Raw genomic sequence first — 16,754 nt, forward strand, 5'->3', positions numbered from 1 at the left:
CTGTAGGCATGGATGAATATGCCGTTGAAATCGCCGATCTAAAGAAAATTTATGCGGGTAATAAGAAGAGCCCGGAGAAGGAGGCTTTGAAGGGAGTCAGCCTTAATATTCCGCGTGGTTCAATTTTCGGGCTTTTGGGGCCTAACGGGGCAGGAAAATCCACAATTATCAATATTATGGCGGGCCTTGTGATGAAATCATCGGGTGTGGTAAAGATCTGGGGTATCGATATTGATCGGGATGCGCGCAACGCCAAGGCAGCGATCGGGATTGTGCCGCAGGAGCTTGCCTTTGATGCGTTTTTCACGCCGACACAAGCGCTGGATTTGATGGCAGGCTTATATGGTGTGCCGAAGGATCAGCGCCGGACGATGGAGCTGCTTAGGATGGTGGGTTTGGAAGATAAGGCTGATGCGTATGCGCGCAGCCTTTCTGGCGGGATGAAACGGCGTCTCATGGTGGCCAAGGCGATGGTACATAATCCGCCGATTTTGGTGCTTGATGAGCCGACAGCCGGAGTGGATGTAGAGCTTCGTAAGCAGCTTTGGGGTAATGTGCGGGCCCTGAATGTGCGGGGTGTAACGATTTTGCTGACAACGCATTATCTGGAAGAGGCGGAGGAATTATGTGATGAAATCGCGATTATCAATCATGGCGAGGTGATTGCGCATGAGCCGACGGAAGAGTTGCTGGCGCGGATTGAGAATAAAGAAATCCGGTTCCGGCTTGATCGTCCTATCGATGATGCGGAACGGGTTTTGTCTGGGTTTTGTGTCGAAAGAGCGGGAGAACGCAGCGTTGTTGTGCGCTATAACCCGTCGGAAATGCAGGTCGGGGTGATGATTGAGGCCATTCAAAAGGCGGGATACGGCATTGTCGATATTTCGACCGACGACAGTAATTTGGAAGATGTGTTCTTGCAGTTGACTGGCAGTTCTGGTAACTGATAACGCCTAAGCGCTCGTAGCTCAGGGGATAGAGCACTGGTTTCCGGAGCCAGGAGTCGCAGGTTCGAATCCTGCCGAGCGCGCCATTTCGATATCATTTACTCCAAATCCGGCTAACAACTTGAAATATCATGCAAAATTTGTGGTTCTAAACCCTTCATTTCGGACATGGGCAAGACGGTCGGCAAAGGCTATATGTAGGTGTTAGTTCCTGTTTTTCTCCAATGTATAAAATGTAAAGGCCGGGCGGTCGTGGACTGGGTCGGCATCGTGTTTTTCTTCTGCGGCGATATTCCATTCATTCCAGTTTAGCTCTGGGAAAAAGGTATCGCCTTCATATTCGCGGTCCAGCACAGTGAGGTAGAGGCGTTCGGTGTAGGGTAGGGTTTCTTTATAAATCTGCCCGCCGCCGGTGATGAAAACTTCATCGACGCCCATTTCACGGGCCATGTCTTTCATCACGGCGATGCCATCTTCCAGCGAAGCATAGAGGAACGGGCCTTCATTGATTTTGCGCTCGGCCTCAGGTTCTTCGGGTTCCATATCCTTGTAAATCGGGGTCGGGTTGTCGTTGGGCATGTTTTGAAAGGCGCGGCTGATAACGATATTGGGGCGGCCGGGGAGCGGTTTGCCGAGGCTTTCGTAAGATTTGCGGCCCATCAGGATCGGCTTGCCCAGTGTCGTGCGCTTGAAATGTTTGAGGTCTTCGGGTAGGTGCCAGATCAGGCCGTTATCCTTGCCGATCACATGATTTCTGGCGATAGCAACGATTGAACTTAAAGTTATGGGGGCTTTGCTCTTATTCATTCTTTGTATATAAAGCGAAATCATGAAAAAAGACAGCCACGTTAAAATTTTTCTTGATTCCGTTGAGGTGCCGCTCAAGCTTGGTATTTACGAGCATGAACAGGGCGTGTCCCAGCGCGTTATCGTTGATGTGGCGGTGTTTGCCGATGCGAAGGGCTATCTGGGTGGGGTGCATGTGGGCAATATTATTGATTATGACACTTATTATAATGAGATCCGTTCATGGGCCGGGCGTTCGCAGGTGCAGTTGATCGAAGATTATCTGAAAGAGTTGATGGCGCTGTGTTTTCGTCATGAATTGGTGCAGGCCTGCCGGGTGAGTATTCGCAAGCTTGATATTTATGGGCCGGATCAAGGCGCGGGCGTGGAGGTGTTTATGACCCGCACGGAGTATGAAAGCAAACAATAATTTGACATATTATTTTAACTTCTATATGTTTCCTTTTTGTTCGAGCTTAAGAGGATTATTGTATGATTTTACGGGGTGTCGCAGTTGCTATGACGGGAAAAAACCATGATGTAAACATCATGGTGACATCTATTCAGATGGAAGAAGGGGCTGCGAATGATAACATCGAAATGGGTGAGCGTTGTTATGATTTTCGCCTTGATCTTTGTGATAAAGGCGCAGTTATTGACGCATTCAATCGGGTTGCAACGACGTTTAATGAAGTTGTCGATATGCAGGAGCGGCATTTAGCAAAGATCGATGAGCCTTACCGGCCCGTGGCCCTGATTGTTGGAGATAAGCAGGGAGGGAATTTCGACTATCAATCTTTGCGCAAGACTTTGTTTAATTTGCCGGACGAATTAAAGTTACAGCGTGAGGATATGCGTGATATTTGCGAAAAACTTTCACAATCCTTAAGAAAGTCTGTTTTGAAAATTGCTCGCTTTACCTACCATCATAATGATGAGGTTTCATCAGGTGAGCTCCTCGCTGCGTTGGATAAAGAGAACGAATTTTTAGCGCGAAAAAAGGCAGAGTTGGACACGGGTGAGGAGGAGGCTCTTGAGGCGCTTGTGGATTATGCGTTAAGGGATGGTTATAATTACGGGCTCAACGTTAGGAAGTCATCTTCATCTCCGGACAACTGGTGCGACAACTGGCATCTTCGAGGTGAGCTCGACGTAAGAGGCACTCAGTATAATGATGAAAAAGGTCTTGCTCCTGTAGACTCTTATGCGGGGTGGCATCCTACAATCAAGCTGGCATTTAATCTGGCTTTTAAAAGAGCTGTTGGTTTTCCGGCGAATATAGAATGTAAGTTGCCTTACGAAAAGCGTTCAAGGTTTTTTCAGGACCCTTTACGGTTAATGGTTATGGATCAACTCGATGTGGCGCACGGTCGTAACAGCGAGCATAATATCTCGATCAATTATAGAGATTTTGAGGCCGGTCTTTATTGTGAGCGTCTTGAGATACTCGGCAGCGCGCCATAATTCGTTCTAAACCGCCACGGGGGCCTTGATGTGCGGGTGGGCCTGGTAGCCGACGAGTTCGAAATCTTCGTATTTGAAATCGAAGATGTTGGTGACAGCTTCGTTTATACGCATTTCCGGCAGGGGATAGGGCTTCCGGGACAGTTGTTCCTTGGCCTGTTCGATGTGGTTGGAATAGAGATGCACATCGCCGAAAGTGTGGATGAATTTGCCGGGTTTGAGACCAGTGACCTGCGCAATCATCATGGTGAGCAGCGCGTATGAGGCGATGTTAAACGGCACGCCGAGGAAGATGTCGGCGCTGCGCTGGTAAAGCTGGCAGCTTAATTTGCCATTGGCAACGTAGAATTGGAAAAAGGCGTGGCAGGGCGGCAGGGCCATTTGGTCGACCACACCCGGATTATAGGCCACGACCAGTAGGCGGCGGCTGTCGGGATTGTTTTTGATTTGCTCGATGACGTTTGAAAGCTGGTCAATTTTTTGGCCATTATCGGCTATCCAGCTTCGCCATTGCTTGCCGTAAACCGGTCCCAGGTCCCCGTTTTCATCGGCCCATTCGTCCCAGATGCGTACACCGTTATCCTTGAGGTATTTGATGTTGGTATCCCCGGCGATGAACCAGAGCAGTTCGTGAATGATGGATTTGAGGTGGCATTTCTTGGTGGTGACCAGTGGAAAGCCTTTGGACAGGTCAAAGCGCATCTGGCGGCCAAAAACGCTGTAGGTGCCGGTGCCGGTGCGGTCTTCTTTTTTTGTGCCGTTTTCCAGTACGTCGCGCATGAGATCAAGATATTGTTTCATATCTACCAATATGGACGATTCTGTATATGAAGTGTAGGGGCGCACCCACAGCCGCCCACAAAATATTTTCGGCTTTTCTGTGCGCGTCACTCGTCAAGCGCGGCGTTTCAAAAACCTTTCCAAAAATTAAAGTTTATCTTATAATGGTAGTTGCCGGGCATGTCCCGGTTATGACGCTAAACGCGGTTGCGGAATAGGCGTTCGTGGACCCGGGGGCAGTACCCGGCAGCTCCACCAATATTTGGGATCGTATAGAACTGGTTTTGAATTTCGGCGTGTCCGCAAAGAGCACATCCAAGATTTTTGAACTCGCTGCACTCGATAACGAATTTTGATGGGGCTGAAACAGGATCGACACACGTAGTAAAGGCATCATGCGGCGTTCGGCAATCCGCCGTTACCGGATGATCGTTATAAATGCAAACGACAATCATGCATTTGTAGCAGCCAACGACAACACCTTTGGTGATGTTGCTGGTGAAACTAAAGCTGCTTAATTGCCGCTTTGGTGCGCTACGCACTAATCCCTAAGGCTTAATGCGTCTTAGGTGGGGTCCGGGTCGAACCTCGCAACAGAATCGGCCCATTTTCTATGTCAGCGTCTTTTTTATCCTATAGCCAAACTCTCGAAATATTCATCTACAGGCTCTTGAATCAAGTTCTCAAGTTCTTTTTGAATATCTGCTATTCGATCAGGATCAATAATTTTTTTATGCGTTCTGGAATCAGAAACATAAAAAGCATCGGTTATACTATGCCCGCCGCTGCTCTCACCAAAAACGCAACTCACTTGTACGCCATGTTTACCAAAAATGCTCGCTATCCGGTGTGCCAATCCCAGCTTGTCGCGAGCCGTAATATCAACAACTGTTCTATCATCGCTTGCAGCGTTATCGAAGGCTACACTTGCATTAACAGGAATAGCATCCTTGTCCGCTTGCCATGATCTGCGTAATTGATACCCGCTTTCTGGAAAAATATGCGCTTCGTCATAGTTAATAGCCTCTTCAACACACACCTTAATCTTCTCAAGGTCTTCAGGCTTGTATCCCCCATCCTCCGGCTTGGCAGAACTTACGGAAAGCTTTTGATAAGCAACCGGGGTGTCTCCTTCTTTATCAAAAGTATAGACGACAATTTTTCTTATGTTCTGGGCGCCGAGCGCTCCGGTAACATTTTCAAAAAGATGGTCTTTATCAGGCGTAAGAACAGTAATTACAGCGCCACCGGCATGATCTGGCACTACGGTTATATTCGTGCTCCCGGGGTCATGGTTGGCGGATAGTTCAAATCTCGGCCCAATCGTCAAGCTCTGATCATGAAGGCAAGTAAGCGCTTGATTATAAAGAACGAGGACATTCTTCTCATTGTATGCGGTCCAACGGCCTGGATCTATGCTCATCCTGCGAGCCGTTGTTAAGAGCGTCAATAATTCCAGTTTTTCCGGCGTGTCAACGCAGTCTGTGAAAACTCCAATTCTTGCCACATCATGTGGATCACGATGAACTGCGCCTTGCAAAAGAAACGAATTATTTTCTACCAGCCAGCAGACCATATTCGTTTCTTCCGGGTTCAAACCAAGGCGCGGACAATATTCCTCAGCAAGTTGGGCGCCCTGCGCCAAATGCCCTCCGGCCTGATCTGTCCCAATGTCATAAAATAAAACGGTCGTATACAAAACGCGCTTTTGGGAATCGCTAATGCCTTTTTCGAATAAACCTGTAGCAAGCGGTGCGTTTTCTTTATGCTGACCTTTCTTCAAAGCATTTAACATTTCCAAACAAGCAAAGTGATGTTCATCAATTGTCTGATGATGAACAAAGTCATTTGCGGGCATGGAATCAAGCATCTTAAATGGCGGCAGAAATTCTTGCATAAGGCCGAGTTCCTGCATTTGCCGCAAAGCCTTACCAGTACAGTTATCAGACGTTAAAATATCTAAAAATAGCTTATTAACATCAGGATTATCCCGATATTCGGCTATGCGTTCTACGTTGTCACGGATAGTGCGCAAGGCGCTATGATGCATGTTCACCTCTTGCGCCTGTGCCATCTTGTAAATCCGCAGCATGTCAACAGGATCCGTGATCGTGGCATCTGAAAAACGAATATAGTTTTCTGAAATCTCAAAATGAGTACCCTGTATCGGTTCGAAAACCTGTTTTTGCTCTAACTCTTCGCGAACTAAAGCCTCCGTTATATTTGCAAAAAAACCCAATTCGCGTCGATGCATGAAAAAATCCTGCATCATTTTTTGAACGCCCGTATACTGCATTTGCTGAGCTAAACTGGTTCGCAAATTTGGTGCTAAAATATCATTTGTATTCGCTGTATTGTTCCGTAAATGACAACGCATTGTTAACAAAAAAGCATAGGATTTTTGCGCTCTTTTCAACTCAGATTCACTAAATAGGCCTTTCTCTTCCGCTTCTTTTGGTGTTTTCACCCCAAACACAACTTTTAAATGCCAATCTGCGCCCTGATAATCGCGCAAACTGCCATAACCGTTTTTTATATCAGGCCTAAACGTATTTCTTGTTTCTTTCTCAAGACGTTTGGTGCGTTCATCAAATTTTTCATACGCAAATTTTGCCCGAAGATTGCTATTCGCCCTTAATTCATCCAGAAGCTCTTCCAATTCTGCATATAGAGGTTTATCGCCGCAGATAAGGTGCGCATCGAGAAGAGAAGACCAGATTGTCTGGTCTTTCAAAGTCTCTTGTTTTGTTTGTGAAAGTGTACGCGGAAAAGCGCTGGCCGTTGAAAACCCTAAATCATTGAGGTCGGCGCAGAAATAAGTATACCCTGCCGTAAACTCGATTGCTGCTTCCTTTGCTTCAGAACTATCAAAAAGAGTCTGCTCCTCCAGTGTCAATTTTCCGTCAGGGTCCTGACCAGCCTTTGTTCTGCGATCTCGAATTTCATAAAGAGTATCAATACTTTTGGACAATGCTTCCGGCAGCAATACCAAAAGATCGAGATCTGATTGTGAGGTAATATCCTTACGACCGTTTCCGCCTAACGCAACGAAAGAAATCTGCTGCGCAAGATTGCCAAGATGGTGTTCTGTCAGCGCTTTTATGATTTCATCAGCATTCTCACTTAGGCGCACACCAAATTCCCGCCCATCAATTCGGTGATTTTTTAAGAGGATTTTTAATTCTGAACGAAGTGCCTTCGGATCATCATAACTTTCAACTTCTCGTGCTGTAGACACTGATGAACGCCCCTCTTTCTGGAATAAATTAGAAATTGCTTATGCCACAATTTCCACGCCTTGTAAAATAAAAAAACAATATGGAAACATTGAGTGTATTGAATGACTTTTTGCATAATTTATGCGCCTAAAAGTTCAGTGCTACCGCACAGCTTTGCGCCTTCTAACGAATAAATTTTAAATTCTTATAAAGCTCGGTAAAAAGTACCATGGGCAAAATAAAAGCAATAATTATTGCCCATTCAGACCAGCCAAGCGCCACAGTGCCCAAAACCTGTTGTAAAAAGGGCGTATAAACGGCCAAAAGTTGTAATCCAAGCATTGAAGACACAGCTACCAGAAGCCATGGATTGGAAAACCAGCCAATCACATGCATAGGTTTATCAAAACTTCTAAAATTCAAAACGCGGATATTGGCCATCGCCACCATGCCGGTAAAAGCAACCGTGTTGGCCACCATATAAGATTCATCCAAATGCAAATGATAAAGGCCCAATGTTGCAAAGCCGATATAAGAGCCAAATAAAGCCAGCATCATAAAAGATATTTTGTCGAGGATAGGTTGATCAATGCTGCGCGGTGGTTCATCCATGATATTTTTCTCAGCTTTTTCTACGCCGAGAGAAAGCGCCGTCACACTGTCGGTTACCAAATTGACCCAAAGAATCTGGGTCGGTAGCAAAATCAACGGGGCCCCAGTCATAATATTTACAAAAACAGCAAGCGTCTCGCCGAAATTTGAAGACACAAGATAGCTGACAAATTTACGGATATTGGCATATTGTCTGCGGCCTTCCTGTATAGCGTCAATGATCGATGCAAAATTATCATCTGTTAGCACCATATCCGCAGCCCCCTTGGCTACATCAGTACCGCGCACACCCATGGCAATGCCTATATCTGCCTGTTTCAGTGCCGGCGCATCATTCACTCCGTCTCCCGTCATCGCCACAAGCTGATTACGTGATTGCAAGAGTTTAACAATGCGAAATTTGTCCTCCGGCACAGTGCGTGCAAAAATAATATCTTGATCTGACAGTCTCAATATTTCTTCATCATCCATCTTCTCCAGTTCGGAACCGCTAACGGCTTTCTCCACTTTCAAACCGATCTGCCGCCCCACAGCCAAGGCCGTATCAGGTGAATCCCCTGTAATCATGATCACACGAATTCCGGCATGCCTTGTTTTTTTAATGGCTTCTTTAACTTCGCTGCGCGGTGGATCAATAATTCCGACCACCCCAAGAAATGTTAGATCGGTTTCCACCGTTTCTTCATCTGGCGTAACTTGTGCAGGAAGTGTCTTACGGGCGCATGCCAACGTACGCAGGCCGCCCTGTGCAAAAGCCTTATACGCTTGTTCGATTGTATGACGCACATCATTGTTTAAATCCTGTTCTTTGCCGTCAATTAGAATTTTGTTCGAACGCATTAACAATGTTTCCGGCGCGCCCTTAACATGCACCATCATATGCCCTTCGCAGTTTTCAATCACGGACATGCGTTTGCGCGTGGAATTAAAGGAAAACTCACAAACTGCAGAATGACCAGATTCCTCCAGCCCTGCCTTTTCCGCCGCTGCAATAAAGGCCGCTTCCGTGGGGGAACCGATCGCCGCCCAGCCATTATCAGCGCGGGTAATACGCGCATGGTTACAAACGCGGCCCGTTTCCAGCAAGGCTTTCAAATCCGGGTTCGACAAGGCATCAATTCCCTGACCGTCTTTACTAAATTCTCCTTCGGGCTCATAACCAACTCCGCTCACATCAATTTCACCACTGGCCAGCCACAGTTTTTGAATTGTCATTTCATTCTTGGTGAGCGTGCCTGTCTTATCCGTGCAAATAACAGAAGTCGCCCCAAGAGTTTCCGCCGTTTGCAAATGCCGCAAAAGAGCTTTTTGCCGCGCCATAATACGTACGCCTAAGGCCAGAGTAATGGTCACAACCGCAGGCAAGCCTTCCGGCACAGCAGAAACGGCCAAAGAAATCCCTGCCATAAACATTTGCAGTGCTGGCCTCCCTCCAAGCCAGCCGGCAAACATGACAACCGCTGTTACACCGACAATGACAACCGTTAATTGCTTGGCCAGCACGGCCAACTGCCGCTGCAGTCGTGTCTGCGTTTCCTGAATATCGCCAGTTAGCTTCGCAATACGGCCGAACTCAGTCTCCATACCTGTGGCCACTATAACGCCTTGCCCTCGCCCGTTGACGATATGCGTTCCCATCCACACCATACAAGTACGCCAGCTGATCGGGGAATCTTTGCTGATTGCATGAATATTTTTGGCGACCGACACAGACTCTCCGGTCAAAGCTGCTTCGTCTGCTCTTAAATTGACCTCGTCAAGCAAACGAATATCTGCAGGAACGGAATCACCGCTCTCCAAAAGCACGATATCGCCAGGCACCAACGCAGCCGCATCAATCTCCTGCATGCGGGAATCCCGGATAACGCGGCATCTTGGACTGAGCATTTTCTTCAGACTCTTTAGTGCTGTTTCAGCTTTCCATTCCTGCGCAAAGCCCAAAAGACCGTTGAGAATAACAATGGCGAAAATAGCCAGCGTATCAAGCTCATCGCCTATGAAAAAAGACAACGCCGCAGCAACCAATAAGATTAAAATCAGAAAACTTGTAAATTGACGAATGAGAACCAGCGGCCATTTCACAGATTCCTTTTCTATCAGAGTGTTTGAACCATATTGACTTTGGCGCACCTGGATTTCAGATTCCGTCAATCCGTTCTTAGCGCTGGTTTCCAACGATTTAATTGTCTCTTCAGCAGATAATGCATGAAAACAGGTCATAAAAAAAGAAGTTGGCATAGATGTTTAGGTTGACTGTCCGGACTTTATCCATTTTTTGAGCAGTTGTAACTGTTTTTTTGCGGGGGGCGTTGAACCTAAATGTTCGTCGTCAGGAATATGCTGCAGTATCTCTTACGAGAACCGTTCAGTAGCCTTAAATGTTTGAGCCGTACGGGCCAAATTTTCTCTTCATCAACATTCGCTCACGTTTATCAATGACCGCAAAAGCCTTGATTTGCAAGGATTTCATATTTTACGTATAATTCTACATGTTCATATACATTCACACAGAACCTCAAAAATTGGGGGCACAAGAGGGGGCATCAATCGTCTCCATATGCTTCAGCTTCACTTCAGGTTCATAGGGCATCCTTGATTAAGAACGCAATAAATCAAGGTACACCGACGTGCTCAAACTTATTTATCAGGAAAATAATATTGATACGGCCAGTCTTTATCTCCGTGAGGACCGCACGCGCCGAATCAGTTCGCTGACCCCCTCGGTGGTCAGCATCACTAGCCTGTTTGAACCAGAGCGCCAGCGTGTTGAGGATTTTATCAGAGCGATATACAAGCAGAGCTATAACGCCGATATCGAAGTAAATTACCCGGTGCTGATGAGTGTCCGTAATGCTAATGGCGATATTTTGGCGGCTGTCGGTTTCCGATACGCGAAAGATGAATCGCTCTTTTTAGAGCATTATACACAGGGGTCAGTAGAAAAGCTGTTGGATTGTCCGCGTAATGAGATTGTAGAGATCGGCAATCTGGCCTCTGCCGGACAGGGCGCGTCGGCCTTTCTGTTCGCTGCTCTGGCCTCCTACTTAAACAATAAAGACATTCGCTATGCCGCAATCACCGGGACAGATTTTCTTCATCGTTATTTTGAACGGGTGGGTTTAAAACCGCGCAAGATTTGCGATGCTGATATTAAGGCTGTGGAACACGATACGCAAAACTGGGGCAGTTATTATGACACACAGCCTCGCGTGCTGGTTGGCTCCGTCGAGACCGGCGTGAAGCGTTTAAAAGCCATGTTGGGTGCAGAGTTCGAGGATTGCCGTCCGCGCTTGTTCCCACGCCTTCATTATAAGCAGGAAGGCCGGAACTGATGTTATTCGGGCATATCCAAAACCATGACCCTGAAAAGATTGCCTTGTGCGACGAAATGCAAACGGTGTGCTATGGCGATCTGAAACGGGAAATCCAAAAGCGCATGGATGCACTCTATGGCGTTTCGGTTTTGGGCATTGCGCTGGATAATAGTGTCGATTGGGTGCTTTGGGATTTGGCGGCGCTCAAAGCCGGTATTCCCTGTGTGCCTTTGCCCCCGTTTTTCACTGAGCAACAGGCTCAACACACTCTTCACTCGGCCGGTGTCACACATGTTCTTTTCCCCAAAGAACTGCGTGACACCGGCCTGAAGGGCCTTGCATTCCTGCCAGAAGGCACGGCCAAGGTGACGTTTACATCAGGTACGACCGGAACACCAAAGGGCGTTTGTCTTTCTCAAAAAGGACTAGAACAGGTTGCTTGCTCCATTGTTAAAGCTCTGGGCACAGAGCTTGCCGACAAACACCTCTCTGTTTTGCCACTGGCCATCCTGCTGGAGAATGTCGCAGGCGTTTATGCCACACTTATGGCTGGCGGAACTGTCTATCTCCCTTCGCTCAAAATGACCGGCTTTGCCAACCCGTTTGAGCCAGATTTTGCAGCCCTCTCGCATTATATGGGTAAGCATGAAATCACATCGGCCATTTTGGTTCCCGAGTTGTTGCGTGGTCTGATGAGTGTACGGCCCGACCTGCCGCATTTAAAATTCCTAGCTGTCGGCGGGGCAAAGGTTTCGCCTTCGCTTATATCCGCCGCGCGTAAGATGGGTTTGCCGGTTTACGAGGGATATGGTCTGAGCGAATGCGCATCCGTTGTTTCACTCAATACCCCGGAAAACGATAAGCCGGGCAGTGCAGGTAAGATTTTGCCGCATATTCGCCTGGTGGAAAATGATGGGGAGATCACGATTAAAGACCCGGCCTTTTTGGGTTATCTGGGCAACAAGCATAAGGGAGAGTTCGCCACCGGCGATCTTGGCTATGTGGATGAAGACGGTTTTCTTCATATAAACGGGCGCAAGAAAAACGTTCTGATTACCTCTTACGGCCGCAATATCTCACCGGAATGGGTCGAAGCCGCGCTGCTGGCCCAACCTGAAATTATGAGCGCTGTCATCTACGGTGATGCGCAGGCCCATTTAAGCGCGGAAATCGTTCCGGCCTCTTTGCACGCTGATATCACAGGGGCCGTGCAGCGGGCTAATGCGGAATTGCCGGATTACGCCCGTATCAAGGATTTTCAAATTAAAACAAAGGAGAATGACCATGAGCTTTTACAACAGGCTGGTTAAGGAAACGGAAGACCAAAGGCAAGAACTCTACAGTGTTCCGCAACTGATGGACGGGATACAGGGTAATATCTCGAAAGAGACGTATATTGCTTACCTGACGGAAGCCTATCATCATGTTAGTCACACCGTACCATTTCTGATGACCATGGGTTCAAAAATTCCGCAGTCCAAGAAATGGATGCACAAAGCCATTATCGAGTATCAGGGAGAGGAAGTCGGCCATGAGGAATGGATTCTGAATGACATTGAATCCGCTGGCGGTGATAAAGAAGCCGCCCACAACTCCGCACCCAATCTGGAGACTCAGGTGCTGATCTCTTACAACTACGACTACATGACTCGCAAAAACCCGGTTGGATTTTTCGGCATGGTGTTCATGCTGGAAAGCACCTCAACACAGATTGCCAATAAGGGTGCAGATGCGGTTAAAGACAAGCTGGGACTGCCGAAGAAGGCGTTTTCCTACCTCTATTCACATGGTGAGTTGGACATCTCTCACATGAAATTCTTTGAGGAAACGGTTAATAAAATCACCGATCCGAACGACCAGGCTGCCATTATTGAGGTGGCGCAGAATACATTCCGGCTGTTTGCCAATGTCCTGCGCGCTATTCCGCATGAAGGGCAGGTGAAACATGCCGCTTAAAGGAAAGACCGTTTACATCACCGGAGGAACGGGTGGAATTGGCACACCGCTTGTACAGTATCTGGAGAACGCCGGTGCTGAAGTGACCGCCCATGACATAGAGAAAGAGGGTGATCTTGTCGCTAACATGGATAAAATCTGTGCTTATCTGAAGGATAACACGCCGGATATTCTTATCAACATGGCTGGATATAATGTGCTTGACTACTGCGAAAATCAGAATTTAGAAGCTATTGTCGATCTGAACATGATGGTACCGATGCGGCTGAGCCAGGCTGTGCTACCTGGTATGAAGGCTCGCAACTCCGGCCAGATTATCAACATGGGTTCGATGACCGCGCTTATCCCGCTGCCGCATCTGACAGGTTACGTTGCCGCCAAAGCGGGATTGAAAGGTTTTAACGATGCCTTGCGCCGGGAACTGGGCGGTACGAATATCAAACTCACCCACATTGCGCCGCGAGCCGTTAAAACACCGATGAATAGCGGTGTAAAGGCGGAAGTGAATAAACGCACCAAGGTTAAATATGATGATCCTTCCGATGTGGCGCGATGGATTTTTGAGGCCATTATAGAGCAAAAACCTGATGTGCGCTTTGGTTGGCCGGAACGTTTCTTTGCCTTTATGCATGCCAACTTCCCTTTTATCATTGATAACGGTCTGCAGAAAAACCGTCAGATTGGCGAAGACGCTTTAAACACTCACCACCAGACAAAGGAGATTAAGGATGAAAAAACTACCACTTTACACCGCGCTGCTTCTTAGTATCACTCTGCCCGTTCATGCGGAAGATGTTTGGACGATACGAACTCCGCAAACCCAGACAGCGCCGCAGACGGTTGAAACCTCTGTCGGACAAATGGCCGTCTCGCCGATGGACCAGGATATCGCGATGCTGCAAAAAGAATGGGCACACATCAAATACCAGATGAGCAACGAGGACCAGCAACTTGAAGCCATTCACAGGCTAGAGGCGCAGGCCGCGTCCGTGAGCTCCAAATATCCGGGCAATGCTGAACCGAAAATCTGGGAAGGGATTATTCTTTCCACCGATGCCGGTATCGTCAAAGGTATGTCTGCACTGGGCAAAGTTAAAAAAGCCAAAGTGCTTTTTGAAACTTCCCTGAAACAAAATCCGACGGCTTTGGATGGTTCAGCGCATACTTCGCTCGGTTCGCTCTATTATCAGGTGCCAGGCTGGCCAGTGGCTTTCGGGGATGACGAGGAAGCTGAAAAGCATTTAAAACATGCCCTGCAACTCAACCCGAATGGTATTGATACGAACTTTTTTTATGGAGATTTTCTGCTGCAGGATGACCGTCTGGAAGAGGCTAAGGCCTATCTAAACCGGGCACTGCAGGCTCCTGATCGTCCGAACCGCGAACTGGCCGATGCCGGGCGCAGACAGGAAATCAAGGCTGCTCTTGCGCAAATTGATCAAAAGATGAAAGATAAGAGCAAGCCTCGATACAATTAAAGGATTGGCTGTTTGCGCGTACTTCTGGTCGAAGATGATATGATGTTGGGAAAAGCCACGGCAGAGGGACTGAAAACTTCTTTTGCCGTGGACTGGTGTGAGAGCGCGGAAGATGCCTCAGCGGCTCTTAAAGCCACGCCTTACGATCTGGTGATCCTTGATATCAACCTGCCGGGGCAGTCCGGCCTTGATCTGCTCAAAAATTTACGCAGAGCCAATGACGACCGGCCTGTGCTTTTTCTGACCGCGCGGGATACGGTACCGCAGCGCATAGAGGGCTTAAATGCTGGAGCGGACGATTATCTGGTTAAGCCCTTTGATCTGGATGAACTGATTGCCCGGTCAAGCGCTCTGATCCGCCGCTCGCAAGGCCGGGCTAATCCTGAAATCGTATGCGGTGATATCAGCTATGACTCTACAGCCAAACAGGCCAAGCAGAACGGCAAGACAGTTAAGCTGTCCGGGCGCGAACTAGCTGTGCTGGAAATTCTGATGACCCATCTGAGCAAGGTGATCAGCAAGACGCAGATCGAAGAACATATCTATGATTGGGACAGTGGCGACATTGAAAGCAACACGATCGAGGTTCATATTTCCGCGCTGCGCCGCAAGCTCGGCAAGGATTTGATCAAGACAATACGCGGTGTGGGTTATATGATTGAAAAATGAATAAAAACTATTCTCTCCGCCGCCGTCTCATTTTATGGATTAGTTTGTCCATCCTTTGTGCAACGCTGCTTGCCTTGCTGGCCAGTTATATCTTTGCAAGCCATGAAGTCGAAGAAGTTTATGACGCGCAGCTTGTCCATTACGCCAAAGTGCTTTTACAGCTTACCCAGCACGAAATCATGGAGGATGAGGGTTTTGATCTGGGCATTGAAAACCCGGATTTACAGCATAAGTACGAGCGTAAATTCAGTTTTCGTATCTGGGTCGATAATGAGATTATTACGCAGTCCCCCAACACAAAAGCCTTTGCAGGCTTTGAAGCGCCGCCGGGATTTTCCAACCAGAATATTGATGATCACGAATGGCGTTTTTTTGTTTTTATTGTTCCGGAAAACAAGATCAAGATTGAAGTTTCTGAGAGTTATGATATTCGCTACGAGTTGATTGTTCAGTTTATAGCAGCGCTTATTCTGCCTGCGCTTATGTTTCTTCCTGTGATTTTTTTGATTATCTGGATTGGCGTGCGCAAGATCTTAAAACCGGTTGTAAAAATCTCGGCTATGGTCGATAAGCGTGGCAGCAGTGATCTCTCTCCTATACATACAAATAAAGCACCGCAAGAAATTATACCACTCCTGCAGGCTTTAAACCGTTTATTTACCCGTATTGAAAAAAGCTTTGTCAGAGAACGTGAATTTACAGACAACGCCGCGCATGAGTTGCGCACGCCGCTGGCAGCGATGAAAACACAAACGCAAGTTTTGCTTAAAAAGGCGCAGGCCATGCCGGATTGCAGGGAAGGATTGGACAATCTTCATGCATCCATTGATCGTGCAAGCAAAATGGTTGACCAGCTTTTGGCTTTCTCACGATTACAAGCCAATCAAATCGAATTTGAGACGGTCGATCTTTCTTCTTTAGCTCAAGATATTTTAAAGGACATATCCCCGTTGGCTGTGAAAAAAAGAATTGAGATGAGGGCCGACATTGCTCCGGTGATTACAATCAAAGGCAACAGGAATGCGCTTGAAATCATGCTGCGTAATTTGATTGACAATGCCATTAAATTCACCCCAGCGGATGGGCGGATTGATGTTTCTGTTTTTGAAGAGGGTCATAAAGCTGTTTTAAAAATTTTCGATACCGGCCCCGGCATCAAAGATACTGAAAAGGACAAGGTTTTCGAGCGTTTCTATCGCGTCCAGAAAAACAAGAAAGGCAGCGGCCTTGGCCTGTCCATGGCCAAATGGGTGTGTGATGTGCACGGCGCAGAGATATATCTAAGCGATAATGACCCCAACGGTTCGATCGTTACATTTAGCATGAAGCGCACCTGATGCGGTGGATTTTAATTATAGCCTCTATTTTGGGAGCCTCTTCCTGTGGCCATAAAATGTAGCTTAACTTTGCCACAAAGCTGTCCAACAAAGTAGGACCACCTCTATACAACATTTGGAAGATGCCTGTGCTGACGTCATACAGACGGGGGATTGATAATGTGGTGAATGTGATGGTGATAATTTAAGGCCC

14 protein-coding genes, 1 tRNA gene and 1 other RNA gene are annotated in these 16,754 nt (G+C 47.4%); 12 read left to right on the top strand and 4 right to left on the bottom strand.

The features are described 5' to 3' along the window. The first annotated feature begins 8 nt into the window (after positions 1 to 8). Together H6859_10785 and H6859_10790 are read left to right on the top strand one after the other, a co-directional pair. On the top strand, positions 9 to 947 hold the full coding sequence (locus tag H6859_10785) for an ABC transporter ATP-binding protein (GenBank protein ID USO06768.1): 939 nt from the start codon (positions 9 to 11) through the stop codon (positions 945 to 947). A gap of 10 nt (positions 948 to 957) precedes the next feature. Then, positions 958 to 1,033: transfer RNA gene (locus H6859_10790), tRNA-Arg, on the top strand. A 118-nt stretch (positions 1,034 to 1,151) separates the two neighbouring features. On the opposite strand, the gene H6859_10795 is transcribed toward H6859_10790, so the two are convergent. Then, positions 1,152 to 1,754, bottom strand: a complete 603-nt coding sequence (locus H6859_10795) for a dihydrofolate reductase (GenBank protein USO05589.1) — start codon at positions 1,752 to 1,754, stop codon at positions 1,152 to 1,154. A 22-nt stretch (positions 1,755 to 1,776) separates the two neighbouring features. On the opposite strand from H6859_10795, the gene H6859_10800 reads away from it, so the two are divergent. Both H6859_10800 and H6859_10805 read left to right on the top strand, forming a co-directional pair. Beyond that, a complete protein-coding gene (locus H6859_10800; protein ID USO05590.1) occupies positions 1,777 to 2,163 on the top strand; it encodes a dihydroneopterin aldolase in 387 nt (128 codons plus the stop codon). A gap of 62 nt (positions 2,164 to 2,225) precedes the next feature. Next, the gene (locus H6859_10805; GenBank protein ID USO05591.1) at positions 2,226 to 3,197 is read left to right on the top strand and encodes a hypothetical protein; all 972 of its coding nucleotides are present in this window, start codon (positions 2,226 to 2,228) and stop codon (positions 3,195 to 3,197) included. A 6-nt stretch (positions 3,198 to 3,203) separates the two neighbouring features. On the opposite strand, the gene H6859_10810 is transcribed toward H6859_10805, so the two are convergent. Next, positions 3,204 to 3,998, bottom strand: coding sequence for a thymidylate synthase (locus H6859_10810; GenBank protein ID USO05592.1), 795 nt, complete (start codon positions 3,996 to 3,998; stop codon positions 3,204 to 3,206). Positions 3,999 to 4,110: 112 nt separating this feature from the next. Between H6859_10810 and ssrA the strand changes: the two genes are divergently transcribed. After that, positions 4,111 to 4,586, top strand: a transfer-messenger RNA (tmRNA) gene (gene ssrA / locus H6859_10815). Between the two features lie 19 nt (positions 4,587 to 4,605). Here ssrA and H6859_10820 read toward each other — a convergent pair. Further along, positions 4,606 to 7,215, bottom strand: coding sequence for a hypothetical protein (locus H6859_10820; protein ID USO05593.1), 2,610 nt, complete (start codon positions 7,213 to 7,215; stop codon positions 4,606 to 4,608). Between the two features lie 163 nt (positions 7,216 to 7,378). Further along, entirely contained in the window at positions 7,379 to 10,027 is a 2,649-nt protein-coding gene (locus H6859_10825) for a cation-transporting P-type ATPase (GenBank protein USO06769.1), read from the bottom strand. 407 nt (positions 10,028 to 10,434) lie between these two features. Here H6859_10825 and H6859_10830 point away from each other — a divergent pair, with 407 nt between their 5' ends. Genes H6859_10830 through H6859_10860 form a run of 7 tightly spaced genes read left to right on the top strand, consistent with a single transcriptional unit; the run spans position 10,435 to position 16,561 of the window. Next, positions 10,435 to 11,139: a thermostable hemolysin gene (locus H6859_10830; GenBank protein USO05594.1), complete on the top strand. Its 705-nt coding sequence runs from the start codon at positions 10,435 to 10,437 to the stop codon at positions 11,137 to 11,139. Further along, positions 11,139 to 12,431 carry an AMP-binding protein gene (locus H6859_10835; protein ID USO05595.1) on the top strand — a complete coding sequence of 431 codons (1,293 nt, stop codon included), beginning with the start codon at positions 11,139 to 11,141 and terminating at the stop codon, positions 12,429 to 12,431. Before H6859_10830 ends, H6859_10835 begins: the two co-directional genes overlap by 1 nt. Beyond that, positions 12,406 to 13,077, top strand: a complete 672-nt coding sequence (locus H6859_10840; protein ID USO05596.1) for an iron-containing redox enzyme family protein — start codon at positions 12,406 to 12,408, stop codon at positions 13,075 to 13,077. Before H6859_10835 ends, H6859_10840 begins: the two co-directional genes overlap by 26 nt. After that, entirely contained in the window at positions 13,067 to 13,843 is a 777-nt protein-coding gene (locus tag H6859_10845) for an SDR family NAD(P)-dependent oxidoreductase (protein USO05597.1), read from the top strand. Before H6859_10840 ends, H6859_10845 begins: the two co-directional genes overlap by 11 nt. Beyond that, positions 13,806 to 14,555 (top strand): hypothetical protein, encoded by a 750-nt coding sequence (locus H6859_10850; protein USO05598.1) that lies wholly within the window; start codon positions 13,806 to 13,808, stop codon positions 14,553 to 14,555. The genes H6859_10845 and H6859_10850 overlap by 38 nt, the downstream gene beginning before the upstream one ends. A gap of 12 nt (positions 14,556 to 14,567) precedes the next feature. Then, a complete protein-coding gene (locus H6859_10855) occupies positions 14,568 to 15,224 on the top strand; it encodes a response regulator (protein USO05599.1) in 657 nt (218 codons plus the stop codon). After that, positions 15,221 to 16,561: a sensor histidine kinase N-terminal domain-containing protein gene (locus H6859_10860; GenBank protein USO05600.1), complete on the top strand. Its 1,341-nt coding sequence runs from the start codon at positions 15,221 to 15,223 to the stop codon at positions 16,559 to 16,561. Before H6859_10855 ends, H6859_10860 begins: the two co-directional genes overlap by 4 nt. The last annotated feature ends 193 nt before the right edge of the window (positions 16,562 to 16,754 follow it).

This window comes from Rhodospirillales bacterium (assembly GCA_023898785.1).
Lineage (GTDB): Bacteria > Pseudomonadota > Alphaproteobacteria > Micavibrionales > Micavibrionaceae > TMED27.